The sequence below is a fragment of the Streptomyces sp. NPDC029216 genome, assembly GCF_040648015.1.
Classification (GTDB): Bacteria; Actinomycetota; Actinomycetes; order Streptomycetales; family Streptomycetaceae; genus Streptomyces.
In genome coordinates, this window is sequence record NZ_JBEZWL010000021.1 from 76376 (window position 1) to 83096 (window position 6721).

General features: G+C 75.7%; 8 protein-coding genes and 1 pseudogene. 3 read left to right on the top strand and 6 right to left on the bottom strand.

The window, feature by feature from the left end:
- Positions 1–87: 87 nt before the first annotated feature.
- Positions 88–912 (bottom strand): DUF2182 domain-containing protein, encoded by an 825-nt coding sequence (locus AB0F18_RS11495; RefSeq protein WP_362057774.1) that lies wholly within the window; start codon positions 910–912, stop codon positions 88–90.
- Positions 913–1028: 116 nt separating this feature from the next.
- Between AB0F18_RS11495 and AB0F18_RS11500 the strand changes: the two genes are divergently transcribed.
- The gene (locus AB0F18_RS11500) at positions 1029–1682 is read left to right on the top strand and encodes a DUF1326 domain-containing protein (protein ID WP_362057777.1); all 654 of its coding nucleotides are present in this window, start codon (positions 1029–1031) and stop codon (positions 1680–1682) included.
- Here the strand turns inward: AB0F18_RS11500 and AB0F18_RS11505 are convergent.
- Together AB0F18_RS11505 and AB0F18_RS11510 are read right to left on the bottom strand one after the other, a co-directional pair.
- On the bottom strand, positions 1654–1857 hold the full coding sequence (locus AB0F18_RS11505; protein ID WP_362057804.1) for a hypothetical protein: 204 nt from the start codon (positions 1855–1857) through the stop codon (positions 1654–1656). The genes AB0F18_RS11500 and AB0F18_RS11505 overlap by 29 nt on opposite strands.
- A gap of 8 nt (positions 1858–1865) precedes the next feature.
- Positions 1866–3305, bottom strand: coding sequence for a glycosyltransferase 87 family protein (locus AB0F18_RS11510; RefSeq protein WP_362057780.1), 1440 nt, complete (start codon positions 3303–3305; stop codon positions 1866–1868).
- A gap of 105 nt (positions 3306–3410) precedes the next feature.
- Between AB0F18_RS11510 and AB0F18_RS11515 the strand changes: the two genes are divergently transcribed.
- Together AB0F18_RS11515 and AB0F18_RS11520 are read left to right on the top strand one after the other, a co-directional pair.
- Positions 3411–4562 carry a molybdopterin-dependent oxidoreductase gene (locus AB0F18_RS11515; protein WP_362057783.1) on the top strand — a complete coding sequence of 384 codons (1152 nt, stop codon included), beginning with the start codon at positions 3411–3413 and terminating at the stop codon, positions 4560–4562.
- Positions 4559–4966, top strand: a complete 408-nt coding sequence (locus tag AB0F18_RS11520; protein ID WP_362057786.1) for a hypothetical protein — start codon at positions 4559–4561, stop codon at positions 4964–4966. Before AB0F18_RS11515 ends, AB0F18_RS11520 begins: the two co-directional genes overlap by 4 nt.
- 84 nt (positions 4967–5050) lie before the next feature.
- Here the strand turns inward: AB0F18_RS11520 and AB0F18_RS11525 are convergent, their stop codons facing one another.
- The 3 genes and pseudogenes from AB0F18_RS11525 to AB0F18_RS11535 form a co-directional block, all read right to left on the bottom strand.
- Positions 5051–5710 carry a class I SAM-dependent methyltransferase gene (locus AB0F18_RS11525; protein ID WP_362057789.1) on the bottom strand — a complete coding sequence of 220 codons (660 nt, stop codon included), beginning with the start codon at positions 5708–5710 and terminating at the stop codon, positions 5051–5053.
- Positions 5707–6327 (bottom strand): TIGR04282 family arsenosugar biosynthesis glycosyltransferase, encoded by a 621-nt coding sequence (locus tag AB0F18_RS11530; RefSeq protein ID WP_362057791.1) that lies wholly within the window; start codon positions 6325–6327, stop codon positions 5707–5709. Before AB0F18_RS11530 ends, AB0F18_RS11525 begins: the two co-directional genes overlap by 4 nt.
- Positions 6324–6721 (bottom strand): annotated as a pseudogene (locus AB0F18_RS11535) (glycosyltransferase); the annotation flags it as partial. The gene AB0F18_RS11530 and the pseudogene AB0F18_RS11535, both read right to left, overlap by 4 nt.

Consider the following 6721-nt stretch of genomic DNA (forward strand, 5'->3'; position numbering starts at 1 on the left):
CCCGTACAGGACGACTGAGGCCGGCCCCACGAAGGCCCCGACCGCACCGCGGCCGGGGCCTTCGTCCGATGAGCGGCCTGCGTGTCCCTATGGCCGGAGCATGGACGTCATCGGCGACTGCGGCGGGGTCAGGCCCGGCAGCAGCCAGGGCTGGAAGAGGGCCAGTACCGCGAGCGCGAGGAAGGCGATGCCGATGGCCGCCGAGAAGACGGGGCCCAGTCGCCACAGCTTCTCCACGAAGATCACCACGGCCACCGCGGCCATGGCCAGGACGTTCATGACGCCGAGCGGGACGAGGACGACCATCAGTCCCCAGCAGCAGCCGACGCAGTACGCCCCGTGGTGGGCCCCGACCCGCAGGTCCCGGACCACGGGCCGGAAGCCGGCGTAGCGCACGAGCTGGCCCATGGGGCTGCGGCAGTGCCGCAGGCAGAGGTTCTTCAGCGGGCTGAACTGGTACAGCCCGGCGACCAGGAAGGCTCCGGCGCCGATCCAGCGCCCGGCGCCCGGGTGGTCGTCGACCACGGCCGCGGTCGCGGCGAGGAGCCCGTAGGCGATCAGGCCGAAGACCGTCCAGGCCAGGAGGTACCCGGCCACGAACTGGGCGGTGCGGGCCGCGCGGACGGCTCCGGCCGACTGGCGGCCGATGCCCCGGGCCCAGGTGATGGCCACCGGGGCCACCGACGGGAACATCATGGCGATCATCATGACCAGCCACAGCAGCAGGAACAGCGGGATGCCCATCCCCATGGTTCCCGGTTCCACCCCCATGTCACGGGCCTGGTCGACGACCAGCGCCCAGGCGATCAGCGCGATCAGCCCCATCAGGGACCAGGCGAACGCCAGCTGCCGGACCGACAGCAGGTTCGCCGGACGCAGGGGCGGTGACAGGGCCTTCCGGTCGAGGCGCACGCTTCCAGCACACCACAGCGGACCTGCGCGTGCGCGCGGACCAGACCCTGCCGGGCGGCCGTGGCGGGCGGATAATCGAGGTGCAGGCCTGTACCCGGTCACGAGGAGGCAGGGAGATGTCCGAGACGACGGCGGCCGTGCCCAGGTGGCACGCGGCGGGCGACTGGTTCGACACCTGTAAGTGCAACGTGCCGTGCCCCTGCTCGTTCGCGCAGCTGCCCACCTACGGCGATTGCGAGGGCATCCTCGCCTGGCACATCCGCGAGGGACGGTACGGAGACGTACCGCTGGACGGCCTCAACGTGCTGATGCTGGGCTCCTTCGTGGGCAACGTATGGGCCGAGCACTCCGACGCGTACGCGGCGGTCTTCGTCGACGAGCGCGCCGACGACGCACAGCGCGAAGCGCTCCAGATGATCTTCGGTGGGCAGGCGGGCAGCTGGCCGGCCGAGATGGTGAGCATGATGGGCGCGGAGATGCGCGGTATGGAGTTCGCCCCCATCGAGGTGGAGGTCGCCGACGACCTCTCCAGCTGGCGGGCCGTGGTTCCCGGCCGGGTCGAGGCGGGCGCGCAGGCACTCACCGGCCCCACCACACCGGAGGGCGCCCGCGTGCAGTCGACCAATCTGCCGGGTGCCGAGACCGGACCGGGCCAGGTCGCGACCTGGGGCCGCGCGACGGCGGACCGCGCCGACGCCTACGGCTTCCAGTGGAGCCGGGAAGGCCAGTCCAGCAAGCACATCACCTTCGACTGGACCGGGCCGGACTAGCCCCAGCCCGACAGGCCCCCGAACCCGCCCGGCGGCGCGGGTCTGCGAGCCGGGCGACGCGCTTGGCGAAGACCATCGCGGTGACGGAACCGGTGACGACGCCGACGGCGAGCTTGTGGGTGGCGACCACGCACACCACGGTGACCGCCATGACGGTGATCTCGCCCGCGGGCATCCGCCTCGTCAACGGGAACCGAGGCGCTGCGGCCGGGGCGCTGTACGGTCCTCGGCCCGGTTGGCCCGGAGCCGGCGTCGGACCAGGGCCGTCACGAGGACGAGCGCGGCCGCGGCGCCGTAGGCGAGGCTGCTCAGCGCCGGCCGGTAGCCGAGGGACGGGCCGAGGACGTAGACGGCGGCGCCCGCGAGCGCCACGCCCAGCCATTCCCCGCGTCCGTCGAGGGCGACGAGGGCGACCGGGAGGAGGGCGTACCAGGAGTAGCCGGGCGTGAGGAGGACGAACGCCCAGCCGGTGACCGTCAGGGCGCCGCTCCACGGGCGCCCCGGGTCCCCGCGCCACATCACGAACAGACAGATGCCGGCGATGACGGCGGCCAGCACTGGCAACGCCCAGGCGTCGGGCAGGACCAGGCGCAGGAGCGCGTAGCGGGCACCGGCCGAGGCGTCCCCGTAGCCCTCCTCCCGCACGTAGCCGCCGAGGTAGCCGAAGACCGAGCCGTGCGAGAGGAGGACGTAGGGGAGGTAGGAGAGCGCGGCGAAGGCCGCGGCGGGCAGCAGCACGGCGGCCGCGTCGCGGACGCGCCGGACCCCGGACAGGGCGCCGGGCAGGACGACGGCCGGCATCAGCTTGGTGGCGATGGCGGCGCCGATCAGCACCCCGCCAGCCGCCCGCCGGTCCAGGGCGCGGGAGGCGACGAGGCCGAGTCCGGCGACCGCCAGGAGCACGCCCAGGACGTCGGCGTGGGCGTTGCCGACCGCTTCCACGGGAACGGCCGGGCACCAGGCCCAGTACGCGGCCCTGCGGAGGTCGTCGCCGCGCCGCCGGAGGATCAGCAGGAGCGTGCCGGTGACGCCGAGCGAGATCAGGCCGGCACCCGCCTGGAGCGGCTTGTGCCGGGCGCCGGAGGGGGAGAGCCGGTCGACGGCCAGGAAGTACGCCTCGGCGACGGGCGGGTAGATCGTATGGACGGCGGGCCTGTTGATGCGGGTGCAGCGCCGGGTGCCGTCGGCGGACGGGATCGGCGCGAGGTCCGGGCCCGCGCAGGCGGCGCCGGTGGGGAAGAGCCAGGGGTCGCGCAGCCGGGCGAGCGCCGGGTCCTGCGGGGCGTGGTCGTACGGGGAGACACCGGCGGACTGGACGCGGCCGTCCCAGGCGTAGCGGTAGGAGTCGGTGCTGGTCCGCGGCGGTCCGGCCAGTCCGGCCACCGTGACCGCCACGGCCCCGGCCACGACCAGCCGTCCGACCTGGCGGCCCGGGACCCGGCGCAGCGCCAGCAGGGCCACGGCGAAGAGCGCCCAGCCGGCCGCGTACCACCGGAACAGCCCGTCGGGGTCTTCGAAGCCCCCGTACCGGACGGTGAGGACGAGGACCGTCGTGAGCGCGGCGAGGGCCAGGACGCTGGCGGCGAGAGCGGCGCGGGGGGCGCGGGCGGTGAGGGGCTTCACCCGGGGAAGCGTTCCAGGAATCGGCGCCCGAAGGCGGCCCGCGCCGTGGGCGTCCGCGTTTCGTAAGGTGTTCCGGCCCCCTGCACGCGCCCGGTCGGCGGTGTGATGGGGGGCATGCGTCTCACCCTGCCCCCAGGGCCGCCCGTGACCTTCAAGGCGCGCCTGCACGATGCCCGTACCGCGACCGCGATCGGCCGATGGCTCGGCCTGTCCCTGGCCGTCTGCTTCGCGACCGGTGTCGTGAGCCACTGCCTCCAGCACCCGCCGGGATGGCTGGCCGACCGGCTGCCGAGCCGCCCGTACTGGGGCTACCGGCTCACCCAGGGCCTCCACGTGGCGTCCGGGATCGCCGCGGTCCCGCTGCTGCTCGCGAAGCTCTGGGCGGTCTACCCCCGGTTGTTCGCCTGGCCTCCGGTGCGGTCGGCCCTCCACGCCCTGGAGCGGATCTCCGTGGCCGTCCTCGTCGCCGCCGGACTGTTCGAGCTGTTCACCGGTCTGCTGAACACCTTCCAGTGGTACCCCTGGCCCTTCGACTTCGTCGCCGTGCACTACGCCGTCGCCTGGCTGCTGCTGGGCTCCCTGGTCCTGCACGTCGCCGTGCAATGGCCGCGCGTCCGGGCCCACTTCACCCTCCGTTCCCCCGGAACCCTGGCCCTGCCCGAGGCCGACGGGCCGGACCGGCGACAGCTCCTCCTCGGCGTCTCGGCCGCCGTCGGGGCGGTGACGCTGACCACCGTGGGACAGTCCGTGACCGCGCTCGGCCCGCTGGACCTGTTCGGCCCGCGCAGCCCCGCCCACGGACTCCAGGGCCTGCCCGTGAACCGGACCGCCGCCGCCGCGGGCGTCACCCGGGCCTCCCTGGCCGGCTGGCGGCTCACCGTGGACGGGCCCCGGCCGTTCACCCTGACGCTGGACGAGCTGCGCGCCCTGCCCCAGCACGAGGTCACCCTGCCCATCGCCTGCGTCGAGGGCTGGAGCAAGTCCGCCCGCTGGACCGGGGTACGGGTACGCGACCTCCTGGAACGCGCGGGCGGCGGCCCGGGATCGCGGGCCCGCGTGGAATCCCTCGAAGCGGCGGGCGCCTACCGGGTGACGGACATGGGCCGGCACTACGCCCAGGACCCGCTCACGCTCCTCGCGCTGCGCCTGAACGGCGAGGAGCTGTCCCTGGACCACGGCTACCCGGCCCGCGTCATCGCCCCGAACCGGCCCGGCGTCCTGCAGACCAAGTGGGTCGGCCGGCTGGAGGTCGTGTGAAAGGCTTCCGCTTCGTGCTGGGCGCGTTCGGGCTGACGCTCGCGGGCTGGGGCGGATGGCTGCTGCTCCGGCAGCCCGGGCCGTGGCGGATCGCCGTCTGGCTCGGGGGAGCGGTCGTGGTGCACGACGCCCTCGTCGCGCCGCTCGTGCTCGCGATCGCCGCCCTCGCCGCCGCGGCGGGACTGCGCCTGCGCGGGGTACCGCGCGGGGCCCTCCTCGTCGCGGGCTCCCTGACCGCGATCGCCCTGCCACCGCTCCTGCGTCCCGGCGGGGTGGCCAACCCCACCGTCCTGCCGCTCGACTACCTGCGCAACTGGCTGCTCGCCATGGCGGCCGTCGCGCTGCTCACCGCCGTCGGCGCCGGTGCGCGCGCCGTGCTGCGCACGATGGGCCGGAGGGCCTGACCGGAGCATCGCGCGCAGAGACCGCCGGGGTGGGATCCGCGGACGTACGGATCCCACCCCGGCGGCTCCGCCGCGCGGAAACCGTCAGCGGGTCAGATGGACGAAGTGCCGGCCCGCCGCCTGCCAGGTGTCGTACGGGGTCCAGCCCGCGGCCCGCGCCTCGGCGCACAGGGCCAGGCTGCCGAGCCGCGCCCACCGGAAGGACGCTCCACGGCCCCCGCTCCCGTCCTCGACGTGCACCTCGACGCGCTCGTCCACGTCGGCGCCGGCCGCCTCCACCAGCAGGGAGCCGCCGGGCGCGGCCAGTTCGGCGGCCCGGCGCAGCAGGGCGGCGGGGTCCCCGCCGATGCCGATGTTGCCGTCGATCAGCAGGACCGTGCCCCAGCCGCCCTCTCCGGGCAGCGGTTCGAAGACCGACCGGCACAGCGCGCTGCCACCCGCCCGCACGGTACGGGCGACCGCCTCGGGGGTGACGTCCACGCCCAGTGCCGTGCGCCCGAGCCGGGCCAGGGCCGCGACCAGCCGGCCCGGTCCGCAGCCGACGTCGAGGACGGGGCCGCCGCACCGGGCCAGGACGGTCAGGTCGGCGGCGTCGGGCTCCGCACACCACCGCTCGACGTCGAGCGGCAGCAGCCAGCCGTCGTGACGGCGGAGGTAGAGCGGGCCCCGGCCCACGCGCAGCGCGTCGGCGTACGGGTCGGCCCGCCAGGCGCGGGTGGCCGGTCCGGTGAGCCGGGCGGTCATCGGGCCACCGCGCACAGGCCGCCGTACAGGGCGGCGAAACGGGTCCGCGGTGCGGCCGCGGCGACCCGGGCCGCGTCGGCGGGGGTGTCCACGTCGCACAGCTCCGGCAGGTCCCGTACGGCCAGCCCCGCGTCGGTGAGCCGGCGCCGCTGCACCTCACCGGTGTGCGCCACCGACATGGGGACGCCGATCAGCAGCGCCGGGTCGGGGTCCGCCAGGCCCAGCGCCCAGAACCCCCCGTCGTCGGCGGGCCCGAACCAGGCGTCCGCCGTGGTGAAGTCGAGCCCCGGCGCGAGGAGGGCCGCGGTGACCTGCGGGGTGTCCATGCCGATGAGCAGCGCCGGCCCGTCGGCCAGCGCGAAGGCGGCGGCCAGCCGGACGTCCAGACCGCCCGTACCCTGCGGGACGACCTCGATCCCCTCCGGCACCCAGGGCCCCGGCTCCCCGTCGAGGACCAGGACCCGGCGCCGGGCCGGTGCGGCCAGGACCGCCGACAGGGTGTCCCGGAGCGATGCGAGCGCCAGGTCCGCCGCCTGCTGCGGGGTGAACGCCGGGGTCAGCCGGGTCTTCACGCGGCCCGCGACGGGGGCCTTGGCGATGACCAGGAGGGTGCTCATGCGCAGGCCCCCTCGGCGGGCGCGCGCCCGGTGCGCGGCGGCTCGGCCAGGACCCGCCGCATGTCGCGCACGGCGTGCCAGGTACCCCGCCAGGTGCCGGTGACCTTGGACTTCCCGGACCGGGGCAGGTAGGGGACGTCCGTCTCCGCGACCCGCCAGCCCGCGTCGGCTGCGCGGACGACCATCTGGAGGGGGTAGCCGCTGCGCCGGTCCGTCAGCTCCAGGCCGAGCAGGGCCTCGCGGCGCGCGACCCGCATCGGGCCGAGGTCGTGCAGGCGCAGCCCGGTCCGGCGGCGCAGCATCCGGGCCAGCGCGAGGTTCCCCGCGCGGGCGTGCGCCGGCCACACGCCGCGTTCCCGCGGCCGGCGCCGGCCGAGCAGCAGGTCGGCCTCGC

Excerpts from the sequence above, each read along its gene's own strand:
- AB0F18_RS11500 (WP_362057777.1), top strand. The coding sequence starts at position 1,029 with ATGTCCGAGACGACGGCGGCCGTGCCCAGGTGGCACGCGGCGGGCGAC.
- AB0F18_RS11530 (WP_362057791.1), bottom strand. The coding sequence starts at position 6,327 with ATGAGCACCCTCCTGGTCATCGCCAAGGCCCCCGTCGCGGGCCGCGTG.
- AB0F18_RS11505 (WP_362057804.1), bottom strand. The coding sequence starts at position 1,857 with ATGCCCGCGGGCGAGATCACCGTCATGGCGGTCACCGTGGTGTGCGTG.
- AB0F18_RS11525 (WP_362057789.1), bottom strand. The coding sequence starts at position 5,710 with ATGACCGCCCGGCTCACCGGACCGGCCACCCGCGCCTGGCGGGCCGAC.
- AB0F18_RS11515 (WP_362057783.1), top strand. The coding sequence starts at position 3,411 with ATGGGGGGCATGCGTCTCACCCTGCCCCCAGGGCCGCCCGTGACCTTC.